The organism is Streptomyces lacaronensis (assembly GCF_047337785.1).
In the GTDB taxonomy this organism is placed as follows: domain Bacteria; phylum Actinomycetota; class Actinomycetes; order Streptomycetales; family Streptomycetaceae; genus Streptomyces; species Streptomyces lycopersici.
The window spans coordinates 1,150,722-1,167,835 of sequence record NZ_JBLHDK010000003.1; the positions used below are offsets into that span (position 1 = coordinate 1,150,722).

The 17,114-nt window shown below is 71.7% G+C and carries 15 protein-coding genes and 2 pseudogenes; 14 read left to right on the top strand and 3 right to left on the bottom strand.

What is annotated here, in order from left to right:
* Nucleotides 1–206 precede the first annotated feature (206 nt).
* From ACMTAK_RS05965 to ACMTAK_RS05990, 6 genes are read left to right on the top strand one after another with little or no spacing between them, the layout of a single operon-like run.
* Nucleotides 207–1,802: an ABC transporter substrate-binding protein gene (locus tag ACMTAK_RS05965; protein ID WP_413805185.1), complete on the top strand. Its 1,596-nt coding sequence runs from the start codon at nucleotides 207–209 to the stop codon at nucleotides 1,800–1,802.
* Between the two features lies 1 nt (nucleotide 1,803).
* Nucleotides 1,804–2,733 (top strand): ABC transporter permease, encoded by a 930-nt coding sequence (locus ACMTAK_RS05970; RefSeq protein WP_413805186.1) that lies wholly within the window; start codon nucleotides 1,804–1,806, stop codon nucleotides 2,731–2,733.
* A 14-nt stretch (nucleotides 2,734–2,747) separates the two neighbouring features.
* Nucleotides 2,748–3,728, top strand: a complete 981-nt coding sequence (locus tag ACMTAK_RS05975; RefSeq protein WP_413805187.1) for an ABC transporter permease — start codon at nucleotides 2,748–2,750, stop codon at nucleotides 3,726–3,728.
* Nucleotides 3,725–4,738 (top strand): ABC transporter ATP-binding protein, encoded by a 1,014-nt coding sequence (locus tag ACMTAK_RS05980; protein WP_413805188.1) that lies wholly within the window; start codon nucleotides 3,725–3,727, stop codon nucleotides 4,736–4,738. Before ACMTAK_RS05975 ends, ACMTAK_RS05980 begins: the two co-directional genes overlap by 4 nt.
* The gene (locus ACMTAK_RS05985; protein ID WP_413805189.1) at nucleotides 4,731–5,792 is read left to right on the top strand and encodes an ABC transporter ATP-binding protein; all 1,062 of its coding nucleotides are present in this window, start codon (nucleotides 4,731–4,733) and stop codon (nucleotides 5,790–5,792) included. Before ACMTAK_RS05980 ends, ACMTAK_RS05985 begins: the two co-directional genes overlap by 8 nt.
* A complete protein-coding gene (locus ACMTAK_RS05990) occupies nucleotides 5,789–6,505 on the top strand; it encodes a sulfite exporter TauE/SafE family protein (RefSeq protein WP_413805190.1) in 717 nt (238 codons plus the stop codon). Before ACMTAK_RS05985 ends, ACMTAK_RS05990 begins: the two co-directional genes overlap by 4 nt.
* A gap of 34 nt (nucleotides 6,506–6,539) precedes the next feature.
* Here ACMTAK_RS05990 and ACMTAK_RS05995 read toward each other — a convergent pair.
* Nucleotides 6,540–6,662: pseudogene (locus ACMTAK_RS05995) on the bottom strand (DJ-1/PfpI family protein); the annotation flags it as partial.
* Nucleotides 6,663–6,778: 116 nt separating this feature from the next.
* Nucleotides 6,779–7,810 (bottom strand): LacI family DNA-binding transcriptional regulator, encoded by a 1,032-nt coding sequence (locus ACMTAK_RS06000; RefSeq protein ID WP_413805191.1) that lies wholly within the window; start codon nucleotides 7,808–7,810, stop codon nucleotides 6,779–6,781.
* Between the two features lie 108 nt (nucleotides 7,811–7,918).
* Between ACMTAK_RS06000 and ACMTAK_RS06005 the strand changes: the two genes are divergently transcribed.
* The 4 genes and pseudogenes from ACMTAK_RS06005 to ACMTAK_RS06020 all read left to right on the top strand — a co-directional run bounded on the left by ACMTAK_RS06005 (nucleotide 7,919) and on the right by ACMTAK_RS06020 (nucleotide 11,710).
* Nucleotides 7,919–9,097 carry a phytanoyl-CoA dioxygenase family protein gene (locus ACMTAK_RS06005; RefSeq protein WP_413805192.1) on the top strand — a complete coding sequence of 393 codons (1,179 nt, stop codon included), beginning with the start codon at nucleotides 7,919–7,921 and terminating at the stop codon, nucleotides 9,095–9,097.
* Nucleotides 9,098–9,128: 31 nt separating this feature from the next.
* The gene (locus ACMTAK_RS06010; protein WP_413805193.1) at nucleotides 9,129–9,905 is read left to right on the top strand and encodes an SDR family oxidoreductase; all 777 of its coding nucleotides are present in this window, start codon (nucleotides 9,129–9,131) and stop codon (nucleotides 9,903–9,905) included.
* A gap of 131 nt (nucleotides 9,906–10,036) precedes the next feature.
* Complete coding sequence (locus tag ACMTAK_RS06015; RefSeq protein WP_413805194.1) at nucleotides 10,037–11,041, top strand: Gfo/Idh/MocA family protein; 1,005 nt, start codon at nucleotides 10,037–10,039, stop codon at nucleotides 11,039–11,041.
* Nucleotides 11,038–11,710: pseudogene (locus ACMTAK_RS06020) on the top strand (hypothetical protein). The gene ACMTAK_RS06015 and the pseudogene ACMTAK_RS06020 overlap by 4 nt, the downstream one beginning before the upstream one ends.
* Before the next feature lie 98 nt (nucleotides 11,711–11,808).
* On the opposite strand, the gene ACMTAK_RS06025 reads toward ACMTAK_RS06020, so the two are convergent.
* Nucleotides 11,809–12,420, bottom strand: coding sequence for a TetR/AcrR family transcriptional regulator (locus ACMTAK_RS06025; RefSeq protein ID WP_413805195.1), 612 nt, complete (start codon nucleotides 12,418–12,420; stop codon nucleotides 11,809–11,811).
* Nucleotides 12,421–12,672: 252 nt separating this feature from the next.
* Between ACMTAK_RS06025 and ACMTAK_RS06030 the strand changes: the two genes are divergently transcribed.
* The 4 genes from ACMTAK_RS06030 to ACMTAK_RS06045 all read left to right on the top strand — a co-directional run bounded on the left by ACMTAK_RS06030 (nucleotide 12,673) and on the right by ACMTAK_RS06045 (nucleotide 17,097).
* Complete coding sequence (locus tag ACMTAK_RS06030) at nucleotides 12,673–13,230, top strand: (2Fe-2S)-binding protein (RefSeq protein ID WP_044567454.1); 558 nt, start codon at nucleotides 12,673–12,675, stop codon at nucleotides 13,228–13,230.
* Entirely contained in the window at nucleotides 13,227–14,219 is a 993-nt protein-coding gene (locus ACMTAK_RS06035) for an FAD binding domain-containing protein (RefSeq protein WP_413805196.1), read from the top strand. The genes ACMTAK_RS06030 and ACMTAK_RS06035 overlap by 4 nt, the downstream gene beginning before the upstream one ends.
* On the top strand, nucleotides 14,216–16,366 hold the full coding sequence (locus tag ACMTAK_RS06040) for a xanthine dehydrogenase family protein molybdopterin-binding subunit (protein ID WP_413805197.1): 2,151 nt from the start codon (nucleotides 14,216–14,218) through the stop codon (nucleotides 16,364–16,366). The genes ACMTAK_RS06035 and ACMTAK_RS06040 overlap by 4 nt, the downstream gene beginning before the upstream one ends.
* A 197-nt stretch (nucleotides 16,367–16,563) precedes the next feature.
* Nucleotides 16,564–17,097, top strand: coding sequence for a ferritin-like domain-containing protein (locus ACMTAK_RS06045; RefSeq protein ID WP_413805198.1), 534 nt, complete (start codon nucleotides 16,564–16,566; stop codon nucleotides 17,095–17,097).
* Nucleotides 17,098–17,114: the final 17 nt, after the last annotated feature.

Here is a 17,114-nt window from a genome sequence, read left to right on the forward strand (position 1 = left end):
ACGCGACCCATAAGGCTGTCAATGATCAGGGAGCCCTGACCAAAGACCGTTTCACCTGCGTCTGTTGTCAGATCCCTTGACGCACCGGCACCTCCGGTTTAGCTTCGGCGTCCACAAATGCAGACCGGGTACGTAAGTGTAGACAGCCCATGTCGACTGTCGTTCTCGGGCGGCAACCCGCCAGCACCCTCGGAGATACGCCGACGATGAAGTCCTCCGTACCCTCCAGCCCGCGCCGGGAACGGGGCCGGGCCCATACAGTTCTCGCCCTTCTCACGACCGGCACGTTGCTGCTGACCAGCGCGTGCGCCGTGGCGAACAGTGACGCGGCGGGTGACGCCGGCAGCGCGGACGGCCGCACCCTGCGGCTCGTCCTCACCCAGGAGCCCCCGACGCTGGAGCCCTGTGAGTCATCGCTGACCGCGACCGGTGTCGTCGTCCGCTCCAACATCACCGAGCCGCTGGTGGAACGCGACCCCACCTCGGGGAAGCTGGATCCGCTGCTGGCGACCGGCTGGCGGCAGACGAAGCCCACGACATGGACCTTCGACATCCGCCCCGGTGTGACCTTCCAGAACGGGCAGCCGTTCACGGCGAAGGACGCCGCCTTCTCCATCGACCGCGCCGTCAACTCCGATCTCGCCTGCAACGTGGACGGCTACGTCTTCGGCGACGAGAAGCTCGAAGTACACGCCGTCAGCCCCACCCGGCTGACGGTCACCACCGAGAAGACCGACCCCATCCTCCCCCTGCGGCTCAGCTTCGTCGAGATCGTGCCGCGCACCACCAGCACCAAGGCCAAGGTGCGGATACCGATCGGGACCGGCCCCTACGCCGTCACGTCATGGCAGACCGGTGTCTCGATCTCCCTCGCCCGCAATGAGAACTACTGGGGGAAGGCGCCCGCCTACCCCCGGGCCCGGTATGTCTGGCGCAGCGACGCCAGCGTCCGCGCCGCGATGATCGACAAGGGCGAGGCCGACATCGCGACGGCGCTGGACCACACCAGCGCCGACAAGGGCAACACCGTGGCCTACCCCAACAACGAGACCACCGCCCTGCGTCTGGACGGCCGCGAGGCGCCGCTCAACGACATTCGGGTGCGCAAGGCGATCGGCATGGCCGTCGACCGCAAGGGCATCATCGACGCCCTCCTCGGCGGGCTGGCCAAGCCCGCCGCACAACTCGTCCCGCCCGGCGTGGTGGGCCACAACGACGACCTCGCCCCAGTCCCGTACAAGGTGGCCGCCGCCCGCGCGCTGGTGAAACAGGCCGCCGACGACGGCGTGCCCGTGCACCGGCAGATCACCCTCGTGGCGCGCAACGGCATGTTCGCCGGGATCTCGGAAGTGGCCGAGGCCCTGCAGTACGAGATGGCACGGGTGGGGCTGAACGTGAGGATTCGCATGGCGGACACCGCCACCCACCTTCAGTACCAGCTGCGTCCGCTGCCCCGTGATGTCGGGCCGGTAGCGCTGCTGATCATGCACGGCAACCAGGCCGGGGACGCGGCCTTCACCACGAGTCAGTACCTGGTGAGCGACGGCCCGCAGTCCACCTTCGGCACCAAGGAGCTCGACCGGCGCATCGCCGCGGCGGACGCGCTGTCCGGCAAGGCCCGCGAGAAGGCGTTCGCCGAGGTGCTCGGCTACCAGAACGAGACGGTCGCGCAGTACGCCTATCTGGCCCATATGCGCGGACTCCTGGGACTGTCGCCGAAGGTGCGGTACCGGCCGGACTCCGCCACCGGGGACGAGATGCGGCTGGCCGAGGTCAGCCCCGCGCAGGCGGGGAGGCACTGAAGTGACGTCCTTCCTGCGCAAGCGCATCATCTCCAGCGCGATCCCCCTGGTGTTCGTGGTGCTCGGCGTGTTCTGCCTGGCCCGTCTGACCGGCAGCCCCGTCGATCTCTACCTCCCGCTGAGCGCCACCCCGCAGCAACGCGCGGAGTTCTCCGCCGCTCACGGCTTCGACGACTCCATTCCGGTGCAGCTGTGGGACTACCTCACCAACGCCGCGCGACTCGACTTCGGGACCTCGCTGCGCACCGGGGAGTCGGCCGGTTCGATGGTGCTCAAGGCGTTTCCCGTCACCCTCCAACTGGCCGGGATGACGATGCTCCTGGCGATCCTCGGGGCGCTGCTGATCGGAAGCCTCGCCGCGTACCGGCCCAACTCGCTCATCGACCGGATCGCCGGTCTGCTGTCGATGACGGCGGCCAGCATCCCCGACTTCTGGTTCGCGATCGTGGGGGTGCTGGTCTTCGGAGTGGGGCTGGACTGGCTGCCGACCTCCGGCACCCTGGGCGGTCCCGAGATCTGGGTACTGCCCATCGCCACCCTGCTGATCCGCCCGTTCGGGGTGCTGGTGCAGGTGGTCCGCGGCAGCATGGTCGGTGCGCTGTCCGCGCCGTATGTGAAGGTCGCGCGCAGCAAGGGAGCCGACCCCAAGCGCGTGGTGTTCGGGCATGCGCTGCGCAACTCCATCACTCCGGTGCTGACCGTGGCCGGGGATCTCACCGTCGGTCTCGTCAACGGCGCGGTGGTGGTGGAGACGATCTTCGGCTGGCCCGGGATCGGCAAGCTCATGATCGACTCGATTCTGCAGCGCGACTTCGCGGTGCTGCAGGCCGCCGTCCTGCTCACGGCGGTGACGATCTTCGCGTTGAACATCCTCGTGGACGTCTGCCACGCCCTGATCGACCCCCGAGTGCGCCAGGCGGTGCCGGCGTGAGCGAAGGAGCCACCATGACCGACCCCGCCGACCCCACCGGCTCCGCCGACCGGCCCTCCGGCGCGGCAGCCGTCCCGTCGCGCCAACGCCCGCCCCGCTGGTGGCTGCTGCTCGGCCGGGACCGGGCCGCCGCCGTCGCGGCCGTCATCCTCGCCGGGGTGTTCCTCGTCGCGCTGTTCGGCCGGCTGTTCATCGGGGACCGAGCCGTACGACAGGATCTGCGCGCCTCGCTGCGCCCGCCCTCCCTCGACCACGGCTTCTACGGGCTGCTCGGCACGGATGTGCTGGGGCGCAGCGTGCTGGCCCGGCTGATGGACGCCGCCGGGACGACGCTGTCCGTCGCGGTGCCCGCGGTGCTGTGCTCGCTGCTGATCGGCTCGGCGCTGGGGCTGTGGGCCGGATACCACGGTGGCATGCGCGAGAACGTCGCGATGCGGGTCGCCGATGTCATCCTCAGCTTCCCGTCCCTGCTGATCGCGGTGGTCGTGCTGTATGTCTTCGCGCCCAGCGCGATGAACATCGTGCTGATCCTCGCCATCGCGCGCGTCCCGGTCTATCTGCGCACCGCCCGCGCGGAGTCGGCCGAGCTGAGGAGCCGTCTGTTCGTGGACGCCGCCCGGACCTTCGGCACACCCAGCCGGAACATCATCTACCGGCACATTCTGCCGATCGCGCTGCCCACGCTGCTGACCGTGGCCACGCTCGACTTCTGTTTCGTGATGCTGACCGAGTCGTCCTTGAGCTTCCTCGGCATCGGCATCCAGCCCCCCGATGTGAGCTGGGGGCTGATGGTGGCGCAAGGGCGCCAGTACCTCCAGACGGCCTGGTGGATCGCCGTGCTGCCGGGTGTCGCGATCGTGCTCACCACGGTGTCGGCCACGGTGCTCGCCGCCTGGGTCCGCCTGGCCACCGACCCGGCCCAGCGCTGGCGTCTGACCTTGCCCCGGAAGCGGCGCGGCAACCGGGCCGCTGTTCCCTCGGAGATGATCGCGTGAAGTCCTCCACCCTGCCCGCGCCCGCCGGGACCGGCGGCCCCGCGCTCGAAGTCGAGGGGCTCAGTGTCGACTTGCGCACTCCCTCCGGGACCGTACGCGCCGTGAACGGCGTCGGCTTCCAGGTGCGCAAGGGACGCACACTGGCGCTGCTGGGCGAGTCCGGCTGCGGGAAGTCGATGACCGCGCTGTCCATCGTCGGGCTGCTCGACCCGACCGCCGAGGTGACGGGCGGATCCGTGAAGGTGTCCGGCACCGATGTGCTGCGGCTGGGCCAGGCGGGGCGCAGGAAGCTCGCCGGTCCCGTGCTGTCGATCGTCTTCCAGGACGCGCTGACCGCGCTCAACCCCGTACAGCCGGTCGGCAGGCAGCTCGCCGAGCCGTTCCGCATCCATCGCGGGATGTCGCGCCGCGATGCCCGGGAGAAGGCGGTCGAGCTGATGACCCGCGTCGGCATCCCCGAGCCCCGGCTGCGGGCCCGCGCGTATCCGCATCAGTTCTCCGGCGGTATGCGCCAGCGGCTGCTGATCGCGATGGCCGTCGCGCTGGACCCCGATGTGCTCATCGCCGACGAGCCCACGACCGCGCTGGATGTCACGGTGCAGGCCCAGATCATGCGGCTGCTGCGGGATCTGCAGACCGAGCGGGACATGGCACTGGTACTGATCACCCACGATCTGGCGGTGGTGGCCCAGCGCGCGGACGATGTCGTGGTGATGTACGCGGGCAATGTGGTGGAGACCGGCCCGGTGGCGGAGGTGTTCTCCCGCCCCCGCCACCCCTACACCAGGGGCTTGCTCGACTCGGTTCCCGAACACGCCGTCAGAGGCCGCCCGTTGCCCGCCGTACCCGGGAGCCCGCCCGAGCTCAGCGCGGTCCCGTCCGGCTGTGTCTTCCAGGCCAGATGTCCGCTGGCCCAGGAGCGCTGCGCCCAGGAGCGCCCCCGTCTGATGTCCGTCGGGGCCTCGCGTTCGGCCGCCTGCCACTTCTCCGAGGAGCTCGACCGTGTCTGAGACGCCCCTCACCGACGCCACCGACGCCGGTCCCCGGGCCGATGGCTCCGCCACTCCCCCGCCCCTGCTCGAGGTCCGCGGCGTGACCAAGTCGTTCGGCCATGGCCGCCGGCGCCTGACCGCGCTCGACGGCGTCGATGTGCGGGTCGGGCGCGGGCAGACGCTCGGGCTGGTGGGCGAGTCCGGATGTGGTAAGTCGACCCTGGCCAGGGTGGTGCTCGGTCTTGAGCGGCCGGACTCGGGCACCGTGCGCTTCGACGGCACCGATCCGTTCACCCTCAAGGGCAGGGAACTGCTGGCCTGGCGGCGCCGGGTGCAGATGGTGTTCCAGGACCCCTTCGCCTCGCTCAACGCCCGGATGTCCGCGGCCGACCTCATCGGCGAGCCGTGGCGCACCCACCGCGACGTCGTGCCCACGGCACAGGCGCGGGAGCGGCGGGTCCGTGAGCTGCTGTCCCTCGTCGGGCTGCGGGACAGCGACGCCCACCGCTACCCGAACGAGTTCTCCGGCGGACAGCGGCAGCGCATCGGCATCGCCCGCGCGCTGGCGCTGGATCCCGACCTCATCGTGTGCGACGAGCCGGTGTCCGCGCTCGACCTGTCGGTGCAGGCCCAAGTGCTCAATGTGCTCTCCGAGTTGCGGGAGCGGCTCGGTGTCTCCTACGTCTTCATCTCCCATGACCTCTCCGTGGTCCGGCATGTCTCGGACCGGGTGACGGTGATGTACCTGGGCAAGGTCATCGAGCACGGCCCCACCGAGGACGTCTTCGACCGGCCCGTGCATCCCTACACCGCCGCCCTGATGTCCGCCGCGCCCACCCTCGACGTGTCCGGGCAGGCCCAGGACGAGGAGATCCAGCTGCGCGGGGAGATCCCGTCCCCGTACGACATCCCGTCGGGCTGCCGGTTCCGCACCCGCTGCTGGAAGAGCGAGGCCCGGTGTGCCGAGCTCGCTCCTCCCGTCGTGATCCGCGACGGCACGGCGGACACCGGGCGGGAGCCGCACGAGGGCCTGTGCCACTTCCCGCTGGCTGCCGGGCCGATGGAAGCATGAGCCCGCCGGAGTTCGCCCTGCTCTTCATCACGGTGGCGGTCGGGGCGCTGCTCCAGGTCTCCATCGGCTTCGGGCTCGGTCTGCTGGCCGCCCCGGTGATCGCGATATTCGACCCGTCCCTCACCCCGGTGGTGGTCCTGCTGCTCGCCACCGGGGTCACGGCCGCGGTGCTGGCGCTGGAGGGCGGCCACCTGGACCTGCGGGGTGCGGGGTGGGCGCTGGTCGGCCGGGTGCCGGGGGTGCTGGGCGGCGCGGCGCTGGTGGCCGTGCTGCCCGCCCGGTACCTCGCCCTCCTCGTGGCCGCGGTCGTCCTCACGGGCGTGGCGGTGAGCCTGCGCGGCTTCGTGCCCACAGCGCGGCGGCGGTCGGTGCTGCTGGCCGGTCTGATGTCGGGGCTGATGGGCACGGCGACCGCCATCGGGGGGCCGCCGATGGCCATGGTCTGGCAGCGCCTGAGCGGACCGCGGCTGCGCGCCACGATGAGCGGGTTCTTCCTGGCCGGTTCGGTGATGAGTCTGGCCACCCTGGCGGCGACGGGAGCGGTCCACACGTACAGCCTGTGGCGCACCGCCCTGCTGGCCCCCGCCGCGGCGATCGGGGTGCTGCTGGCCCGCCCGCTCTCGAGCCGGCTGGACACGCGGCGCACCAGGGCCGTCGCCATGGGGCTCGCCGTGGCGAGCGCGACCGTGCTGGTGGTCCAGCAGTTCGTCTGAGCCGGGCGGCGCTTTTCCGTCGGAAGAGGCTGGGGGCGACGGGCGACGGGCCGTGGTGGCGCCGGGGGGTGCCACGGCGCTCGTAGGCGAACAGCTCCTCGACAGCGTGGTCGGTCCGCGGCCCCAGTTCGCGCTCCAGCAGGTACAGGCCGAGGGCGGCCGTGGTGCGCAGCGGTACGCCGCCGACCCCGCTCACTGGCACGGGTGACATGGTTCAGCGGGGATCTCGCCAAGCAGGCCGGAGGGTGCGGAAGGGTGCCGCGGTCAGGCGTCTCAGGCCACGTCGGGCGGCATGTTGTACGGCGTGACGACCTGGATCGGCGAGGGCAGGGAGGGGCCGTCGTCGGGGAGGGCTCCGTGGGCCCGCATGATGATCTGGCAGGCGCGGCGCAGGTCCTGGCGCAGGTCGTGGTGGAGCACCGCGGACAGCCGCCGCTCGCGCAGCAGCCGGGTGTTGTCGTGGTCGAGGTCGTGGGCGATGAACACCTCGTAGTCGCGCCCGAGTTCCTCGAAGGCCTGGATGGTCGCGGTGTTGCCGCCGCCGATCGAGTAGACCGCCCGGATGTCCGGGTCGCGTCGCAGCGCCCGCAGGACCAGGTCGCGCTGGGTGGCGTCCAGCCCGTCGCTGTCGGTGACCTCCACGAGCGTGCGCCCGGGGTGTGCGTTGCGCAGGGCGCTGCGGAAGCCCATCTCGCGTTCCTCCTCACCGCGGAAGAAGCCCCGGCTGATGGTGGTGAGCACATTGCCGGGGCGGTCGCCGAGCCACTGGCCCATGAGGTACGCGGCGGTGGCTCCGGCGGCGCGGTTGTCGATGCCGACGTAGGCCCGGCGTGCGCTGCTGGGCAGGTCGGTCACCAGGGTCACCACCGGTAGCCCGAAGGCCGCCAGGCGGCCGACGGCCGCCGTGACCTCCGGGATGTCGGGCGCCTTCAGGACGACCCCCTGGCAGCCGCCGCGTTGGGCGACGCGGTCCAGCGTGGCGATCAGCTCCTCCACCGGACCGGTCTCGCGGAAGTGGAAGCGCGACCGCATCACCGCCGGGCGCAGCGAGGGCAGCTCCGCCTCCAGGGCGGCGCGGACCGCCGAGGAGAAGCGCTCAGGGGCCTGCATCACGATGTCGATCATGAAGGTGCGGCCACCGATGCGGACCTGGGTGCGCTGCCGGTCCAGATCCTTGATCGCCTGACGGACCTCCCGGGTGGTGCTCTCGCGCACCCCGCCCCGGTTGTTCAGCACCCGGTCGACGGTGGCCTCGCTCAGGCCCGCCTGCCGGGCGATCTCCCGGATGGGATACGGATGGGCCATCGGCGCGCCTCCCTGAGGGGTTTTTGATGGGCTGCTGAGGATTGCTCGATGCTCGGCCGATCACAACACTGACAGAAAGCCGCAGCCCACGGGAAGGATCGGAAAGCAATGCCTCTCATCGCTCCGAGGTCTCATGCCTGGCTCAGTGAGGCCGACTGCTCCCTCGAGGCCTTCCGCGCCCTGGTCGAGCGGACCACCGACCCCGGCGACCACCCAGGTGCCGACGCCGTGGAGCACAACGTCCCCGTCTACGACGGCGACCGCCTGCGGGCCCGGGCCGCCACGGTCCCCGGCCGCCGGGAGGCACGGGCGGAACTGGTCCACGCCCTGCTGGACGGCCCCGGCATCGTGGTGTTCAAGGGCGCCTTCCCCGACGCGTCGGTCCTGGACCGGGCCACCGAGGCGTTCACGGCGCTGATCGAGCGGGAACGGGCGGCGGGCGCCGCCCGCGGTGACCACTTCGCCAAGCCCGGCGCCAACGACCGGGTGTGGAACGCGCTGGAGAAGCTGGCCCTGAGCGCACCGGAGGTCTTCGCCGACTACTACGCCAACGACCTCATCGCCCTCGTGGCCACCGCCTGGCTCGGCCCCGGCTACCAGGTCACCTCACAGATCAACCAGGTCAACCCGGGCGGCGCGGCCCAGAGCGTGCACCGCGACTACCACCTCGGCTTCCTCTCCGAGGCGCGGGCCGCGGCCTACCCCGCCCATGTCCACCGGCTCTCCCCCGTGCTGACCCTGCAAGGCGCCGTCGCCCACTGCGCCATGCCGGTCGAGTCCGGCCCGACGCTCTACCTGCCGTACTCGCAAGCGTACGAGCCCGGCTATCTGGCCTGGCGCCGCCCGGAGTTCATGGCCTACTTCGCCGAGCACCACGTCCAGCTGCCCCTGGAGGCGGGTGACGCGGTCTTCTTCAACCCCGCGCTCTTCCACGCCGCCGGACACAATCGCTCGGCGGACATCCGGCGGATGGCGAACCTGCTGCAGATCTCCTCCGCATTCGGCCGTGCCATGGAGACCGTCGACCGCGAGGCGGTGGCCAACGCCGTCTTCCCCGTACTACGGCGGCGCAAGACCGAAGGCGCCACCGAGGACTGGCTGCACAACGTGGTCGCGGCCTGCGCCGAGGGCTACCCCTTCCCCACCAACCTCGACCTCGACCCGCCGGTCGGCGGCCTCGCCCCGGACTCCCAGGCCGACACCCTCCGGCGCGCCCTGGAGGGGGACTGGACCCCGGACACCCTGCGTACGGAACTGCGGGCCGGCGCCGAGCGCCGCCAGAGCTGAAACCGCCAGAGCTGAAGGAGACGGACCGCTGATGGGACTGTTGCAGGACAAGATCGTCCTGGTCAACGGGGGCAGCCAGGGGATCGGGGCGGGCATCGTCCGCGCCGCCGCCCGCGAGGGGGCCACGGTGGCGTTCACCGGACGCCACCCCGACACCGGTGAGCGGCTGGCCGGGGAGCTCGCCGACCGGGGAGCCACGGCCTCCTTCCTCCGCGCCGACCTGGCCGATCCCGCGCAGGCACGCGGCAGCGTGGAACGGGTGGTGGCGGCCCACGGCAGGATCGACTGCCTGGTCAACTCCGCCGGGCTCACCTCGCGCGGGACGCTGCTGGACACCACGCCCGAGCTCTTCGACGCGCATGTCGCGATCAATCTGCGCGCCCCGTTCTTCGCCATGCAGGCCGCCGTCGCCGACATGGTGGCCAGGAAGGCCCCGGGCACCATCGTCAACATCATCTCCAACTGCGCACACGGCGGATATCCGTTCCTGGCGCCGTACGCCGCCGCGAAGGCCGGGCTCGCCGGCCTGACCCGCAACGCCGCACACGCCCACCGCTGGGACCGCGTCCGCGTCAACGGCCTCAACCTGGGCTGGACCGACACCGAGGGCGAGGACGCCATCCAGCGCGCCTTCCACGGCGCGGGCGACGACTGGCGCGAGGAGGCGGCCCGCGCCCAGCCGATGGGCAAGCTCGCCCAGGTCGACGAGATCGCCGATTTCGTCGTCCTCCTCCTCTCCGACCGCAGCGGGGTCGTCACCGGCTCGGTCATCGACTGGGACCAGAACGTCCTCGGCGGACTCGGCTGACCCGCCGCGTCACAGAAGCAACACCACCGTCCAGAAGCCACACCACTCCTGAGCCACACCCTCCCCTGAACCACACCTCCCCTGAACCACACCATCAGCACTCGCACCACCAGAAAGGGACACGACTCCCCATGCGTATCGGCATCATGGGCCTGGGCCGGATCGGCGCCTTCCACGCCGAGACCCTGTCCACGCTCGACGCGGTGGACTCCCTCGTGGTCACCGACCCGGTCGCCGCGGCCACCGCCACCGCCGCCGAGCGCTTCGGCGCCCACGCGGTCGACTCGCCGGAGGCCGTACTCGCCGCCGATGTGGACGGCGTCGTGATCGCCGCGGCCACCGACGCCCACCCCGAGCTCATCGTCGCCGCCGTACGGGCGGGCGTACCGGTCTTCTGCGAGAAGCCCGTGGCGCGCACGATCGAGGAGAGCCTCGATGTCCTCCGCGCGGTGGAGGGCAGTGGGGTGGAGGTCCAGATCGGCTACAACCGGCGGTTCGACCCCGGGTACGTGGCCGCGCGGGCGGCCGTGGTCAGCGGTGAACTCGGGCCGCTGCACACCGTACGGTCGACCACCTTGGACCCCGAGCCGCCCCCGGCCGCCTATGTGGCAGTCTCCGGTGGCATCTTCCGCGACTGTGCCGTGCACGACTTCGACACCGTCCGCTGGATCACCGGCCACGAGGTCACCGAGGTCTACGCGACCGGCGCCAACCGCGGCGCCGAGTACATCGCGGCCGCCGGAGACGTGGACACCGCCTCCGCCCTCCTCACCCTGGACGACGGCACCCTCGCCGTGGTCTCCAACACCCGCCACAACCCCCGCGGTTACGACGCCCGCCTGGAGCTCCACGGCATGACGGACAGCGTGGCCGCGGGCTTGGAGGACAGGCTGCCGTTGCGCTCCGTCGAACCGGGCGCCATCTTCCCCGGCGGCACCCCGCACCACTTCTTCATGGACCGCTTCGCCGCCGCCTACCGGGCCGAGCTCACCGTCTTCACCGAGGTCGTGGCGGGTCTGCGGCCCTCCCCCTGCACCGTCGCCGACGCCGTCGAGGCCGGCTGGATCGCCGAGGCCTGCACGCTTTCACTGCGCGAACACCGCCCCGTGACCATGGAAGAGGTACGCGAGGCATGACGACAGCCGAGCCGCTGCGCATCGGGATCCTGGGCGCCGCCCGGATCTCCGAGCTCTCCCTCGTCGCCGTGGCCGCCCGCTCCCGTGGCCGGGCCGCTGCCTTCGCCGCCGAGCACGGGTCGAGCGCGTTCTGGGCTCCTACGCCGATGTGATCGCCGACCCCGATGTGGAGGTCGTCTACAACCCGCTGGCCAACAGCCTGCACGCGCAAGCCACGCTCGCCCCCTGGGCCGGTGGTCCCCCGCGCCTGGTCACCGCCCGGGGCGGCGCCCGGCACGGCGCACCGGAGGTGGACGAGTGGCTGGACGCGGACCTGGCCTTCCCCGGCGGCGCCACCGGATCCGCCCGCTGCCATATGGCACATGAGGAGTACGGATGAGCCTCAGGGGCATCGGCTCACGCGGGGAAGCGACGGCCATGAACTTCGTCCAGCCTCATCTTGACGACCGGGTCGTGGTGCGTACGCCCGCGGGTGAGCGGACCGAGCAGCTGGGCAAGCTGTCCTCGTACGCCTACCAACTGGACGCGTACGCCGCGCACCTGCGGCACGGCGCACCGCTTCCGCTGGACGCGGAGGACGCGCTGGCCGCCATGTCCCTGATCGACGCGTGCTACCGCGCCGCCGGGTTCCCGCCCCGGCCTTGCACCGCGCTCCCGGTCCCGGGCTGATCCACGAGACAACCCGCGCCACGGAGGTCCCCCCGACGGCGGGCGGGGGCCTCCGGCCGGGCTCAGCCCGCCGGGCCGGCCGCCACCCCCGGCCGGGTTCAGCTCACCCCGTCGGCCGCCGCCCCCGGCCCGGCCGCCCCGGGCGCACCCGTGCGCAGCCCGTCCATGACCAGGTCCAGAAGCCGTCGGGCGCGTGCCTGTCCGTTCTCGCCGGGCCCGATCTGCCACAGGCCGGCGATGGCGAGCAGGAAGTCGTCGGTGGTGACGCCCGGGCGGATGGTGCCGACCTCCTCGTTGGCCCGCAGCAGGAGCGCCACGGCCTCGGTCATCTGGCCGTGCCCCGGTTTCTTCTGGCCGCAGGATGCGCTGATGGCCTTGTGCAGCGCGTCGGCGAGACCGGCCTTGGCCATGGCGAACCGGGCCAGGTGCCCCATCCACTCCCGCAGGGCCTGATCGGGCGCGCGGGTACGCAGCAGCTCGGCCGCGGTGTCGGCCACCTGCCGCATCTCATGGCGGTAGATCTCCAGGACGAGGGCCTCGCGGCTGGGGAAGTTACGGTACAGCGTGCCCTGCCCGACGCCCGCCTTCTTCGCGATGGCGCTCAGCGGGACGTCCGCCGAGCGCGTCAGCTCCGCCAGCGCCACTTCCAGGATGCGCTCGCGGTTCGCGGCCGCGTCCGAGCGCAGACGCGCGTCCCTCTCTGCCCGCACTCGCCCTCCTCCGGACCCCGCCGTAGCGCCGACCTTGCTCACCGGACAGCTGTCCGCTAAGTTTCTTGCACAGCGGACAGCTGTCCGCTTAGGTCCACCTTACCGGCTGAAACGGCCAGTGTGGATGGCCGAAACCGAGCGCCGACCGGCATTGTCCCGCATCCCCCATCCCCGGGACCCCCTTCCCTGGACCCCGGGCCCCCTCCATCGGACGACTTCAACGCGCACCACACCCGCGAAAGAAGGCTGATCATGGCCCCATCGACGTCCAGCGTCATCACGCTGACCATCAACGGCGAGAAACACACGCTGCCCGTCGACCACCGCACCACCCTGCTCGACGCCCTGCGGGAGCAGCTCGACCTGACCGGCACCAAGAAGGGCTGCGATCAGGGCCAGTGCGGTGCCTGCACGGTGCTGATCGACGGCCGCCGGGCCGTCTCCTGCCTCCAGCTCGCGGTGGCGGCCGAGGGCCGCGAGGTCACCACGATCGAGGGCGTGGCCGAGGGTGACGAGCTGCACCCGGTGCAGCAGGCCTTCCTCGACCTCGACGGCTACCAGTGCGGCTACTGCACCCCGGGGCAGATCTGTTCCGCCCTCGCCGTGCTCGAGGAGCACGCGGCGGGCTGGCCGAGCGCCGCCACCGCCGATGTCCGCCCCGAAGCGGGGCCCCCGCCCCTCAGCCCGGATGAGATCCGGGAGCGGATGAGCGGCAACCTGTGTCGCTGCGGCGCCTATGTGTCGATCGTGCAGGCGGTCGCGCGGGCGGCCGAGGCGCGTACGGCCGGGACCGAGGAGGCCCTCGCATGAAGGAGTTCGGCTACCAGCGGGTCCTCGAGGTCTCCGAGGCGGTCTCCGTGCTCGGCGCCGACCCCGACGCGCGTTTCCTCGGCGGCGGCACCAACCTGGTCGATCTGATGAAGACCGGCGTCGAGCGGCCGGGACGCCTGGTCGACGTACGCGAACTGCCCCTGGACCACGTCGAGGTGACGCCGGACGGGGCCTTGCGCATCGGGGCCACGGTGACGAACAGCGATCTCGCCGCCCACCCCGAGGTGCGGCGCCGCTACCCGGCCCTCGCCGAGGCCGTCCTGGCCGGTGCGTCCGGGCAGCTGCGCAACATGGCCACCGTCGGTGGCAATCTCCTCCAGCGCACCCGCTGCGGCTACTTCACCGATGTGGCCGGGCCCTGCAACAAGCGCCTCCCCGGCAGTGGTTGCCCGGCCATCGAGGGTGAGCACCACAACCACGCGATCCTCGGCGCCTCCGAGCACTGCGTGGCCACCCACCCCTCGGACATGGGGGTCGCGCTCGCCGCCTTCGATGCCGTCGTACGGTACGAAACCGCCGACGGGCCGGGCGAGTTGCCGCTCGCGGACTTCTATCTGCCCGTGGGCGGCACCCCGCACCTGGAGACCGCGCTGCCGTCCGGCGCGCTGATCACCGGTATCACCCTGCCCCCGGCCCCGGTGGCCGCCCACTCCCGCTACCGCAAGGTCCGCGAGCGCGCGTCCTACGCCTTCGCGATCGGCTCGATCGCCGCCGCCCTCGACGTCCGCGACGGGGTCGTCCACGAGGTCCGCCTCGCCCTCGGGGCGGTCGCCTCCCGGCCATGGCGGGCGCTGGCGGCCGAGCGGGCGCTGACCGGGGGCCCGGCGACCGCCGAGGCGTTCGCCGCCGCCGCGGACGCGGAGCTGGCCGCCGCCGAGACGCTGCCCCACAACGGATACAAGGTGCCGCTGATGCGCAACCTCGTCGTGGCCCTGCTGACCGAACTCACCGAGGAGGCCGCCCGATGACCACGACGACCGGAACCACCACGACGACGGGCGCCTTCGGCACCGCGCGCACCCGCGTGGAGGGCCGGGAGAAGGTCACCGGAGCGGCCCGCTACGCGGGCGACATCCCCCTGCCCGACCTCGCCCACGGCTGGATGGTGCTGTCCACCGTGGCCCGCGGCCGCGTCAGCGCGGTCGAGTCCGAGCCGGTGCTCGCCATGCCCGGTGTCCTCGCGGTCATCCACCACGAGAACGCCCCGCGGGTCAACCTGGACTACATGGGCATGATCGGGAAGCCCGACCCGATCCTCGGGGTCTTCCAGAACGACCGAGTCCCCTTCATGGGCTGGCCGGTGGCGCTGGTCCTCGCCGAGCGGCCCGAGCAGGCCAGGGAGGCCGCGGAAGCTCTGGTCGTCCGGTACGACCAGGAGCCGCACGACATCGGCTTCACCTCCGGACACCCGGATATGTACACCCCTCCGGATTCGCCCTTCGGGCCGGCGGTGGCGTCGAAGGGGGACGTCGAGGCCGAACTCGCCGCGTCCGCCTTCGTCGTGGACTCCGAGTACACCACTCCGGAAGAGCACCACAACCCCATGGAGCCGCACGCGGCGACGGCCCACTGGGACGGAGGCCGCCTCGAGGTCTTCGACTCCAACCAGGGCAGCACGATGGTGGCCGCCGAGCTCGCGCAGATCTTCTCCCTCGACGCGGAGTCGGTACGGGTGCGGTCCGAGCACGTCGGCGGCGGCTTCGGCTCCAAGACCACCCGTCCGCACCAGGTGGCCGCCGCCATGGCCGCCACCGTCCTCCATCGCCCGGTGCGCGTCGTCATGACCCGCCGCCAGATGTTCTCGACGATCGGCTACCGCAGCCCCACCGCGCAGCGGGTCAGGCTCGGCGCCGACGAGTCGGGGCGGCTGCGGGCGCTCGACCACCGGTCCGAGTGCGTCACGTCGACGATCCACGAGTTCATCGAGCGGAGCGCCACGGTGGGCCGCGTGATGTACGACGCCGACGCGCACTACACCAGTGACCGGGTCGTACGGCTCGATGTGCCGAGCCCGACGTTCATGCGCGCGCCCGGCGAAGCACCCGGCTCGTTCGCGCTGGAGTGCGCCATGGACGAGCTCGCCGAGAAGACCGGCATCGACCCGATCGAGCTGCGCGTCCGCAACGAGCCCGACCGCGGCCCGGTCTCCGGCTTGCCGTTCAGCAGTCGCAATCTGGTCGCCTGCTACGAGGAGGGCGCCCGCCGGTTCGGCTGGGCGGACCGGGATCCCCGTCCGGGGGTGCGCCGCGAGGGGCGGTGGCTGCTCGGGACCGGTGTGGCGGCGGCCAGCTTCCACTCCGGCGCCGGGCCGTCCACGGCGGCCGTGACGGCGGAGGCGGACGGCACCTTCACCGTGCGCATCAACGCGGCTGACATCGGCACCGGTGCCCGGACCGCCATCAACCTGATCGCCGCGGACGCGCTGGCGGTGGATCCGGAGCGGGTCCGGGTGGTCATGGCGGACAGCGACCTCGGCCCGGCGATGCTCGCCGGTGGCTCGATGGGCACGCGCTCCTGGGCGTGGGCGGTGGCGATCGCGGTGAGCGAACTGCGCGAGCGGCTGGCCCTGGGCGGCGACATCCCGCCCGAGGGGATCACCGCGCGGTCCGACACCACCGAGGCCATCGGCGCCCTGGCCAATAAGGAACGCCACTCCTTCGGCGCGCAGTTCGCCGAGGTGGCCGTGGACGTCACCAGCGGAGAGGTCCGGGTGCGGCGGATGCTGGGCATCTTCGCGGCGGGCCGGATCGTCAACCCGCTGACCGCGCGCAACCAGCTCGTCGGCGGAATGATCTGGGGCATTTCCATGGCCCTGCACGAGGAGGCGGTCAGGGACCGGGCCTCGGGCGGCCTCGTCTCTCCCGACCTCGCGGGCTATCACTTCGCCGCGAACGCCGATGTGCCGATCGTCGAGGCGGACTGGGTGGACGACCCGGACCCGGACGACCCGGTCGGCATCAAGGGCGTCGGTGAGGTCGGCATCGTGGGGGCCGCGGCGGCGATCTCCAACGCGGTGTGGCACGCCACCGGCGTACGCCACCGCAACCTGCCGATCCGCCCGGACCGGGTCCTGTCGGCGGGGACGAACGTGCCGGAGCCCGGCCACGCGGGCTGACCCTTTCACCGTCGAGTGCTCGGCGCCGGCCAGGTTTCCCACCTGGCCGGCGCCGAGCTCGTACGAATCGGGGCGTTCCGATACCGCCGATCGGCTGGTGCTGTGCGGCGATCCAGTCATCTTCCCGCTCCGCCCGCTCCCCTCCGGGCCCCGGCGGGGAACACTCGCCCAAGCCGAGAAGAGCAGAGAGGGCACCGATGAGCGACGACTTCGTGCTGGACGTGACCAGGATCCGTGACAACGCCCGCCGGACGATGGCGGCGGGCCCGGTGACGGACGCCTACGGTCTGGACAAGGACCGGGTCATCGGCATCCTCAATGACGTCGTCGCGACCGAGGTGGTGTGCTGGCTGCGCTACACCCGTCACGCCATCTCGGCCAGGGGGATCGACCGCGCCCAGGTGTCCTCGGAGTTCACCGAGCACGCGAAGGAGGAGATGCAGCACGCGCTGCGCGCCGCCGAACGCGTCTCGCAGCTCGGCGGCGATCCCGACTTCGACCCCGCCTCACTGGCCCAGCGCTCCCACACCGACTACACCACCCCGGCCGACAACGACCTGAAGGCGATGCTGGAGCACAATCTGCTCGCCGAGCGCATCGTGATCGCCAGCTATCAGGAGATCATCCGCTGGCTGGGCGAACACGACCCGACCACCCGCCGGCTGATGGAGTCGATCCTGGAGCAAGAGGAGGAGCACGCCGACGATCTGGTGGATCTGATCGGCGTCTGACGCCTGTGATGGCTCGG